The following is a 255-nucleotide window of genomic DNA, read 5'->3' on the forward strand; positions in this document are numbered from 1 at the left end:
GGATGTTCAGCGCGACCGCGATCGCGATCAGCGGATCGAGGACGAGCCAGCCCGTGAAGTGCACGACGACGAGGCCGAGCACGACGCCGCCCGAGGTCCAGACGTCGGTGTAGAGGTGCCGCGCGTCGGCCTCGAGCGCGATCGACCGGTGCTCGCGCGCGCCGATCATCATGCGTTGGGCGAGCGCCCAGTTCAGCAGCGAACTGCCGACGGTCAAGCTGAGGCCCCAGCCGAGCGATTCGATCGGTTGCGGCT

1 protein-coding gene is annotated in these 255 nt (G+C 69.0%); it reads right to left on the minus strand.

What is annotated here, in order from left to right; translation table 11 throughout:
• A partial coding sequence (locus tag QSV46_RS40305; RefSeq protein WP_314964248.1) for a cation transporter occupies nucleotides 1-255 on the minus strand: 255 nt, incomplete at both ends.

The organism is Bradyrhizobium cosmicum (assembly GCF_032290525.1).
Classification (GTDB): Bacteria; Pseudomonadota; Alphaproteobacteria; order Rhizobiales; family Xanthobacteraceae; genus Bradyrhizobium; species Bradyrhizobium cosmicum_A.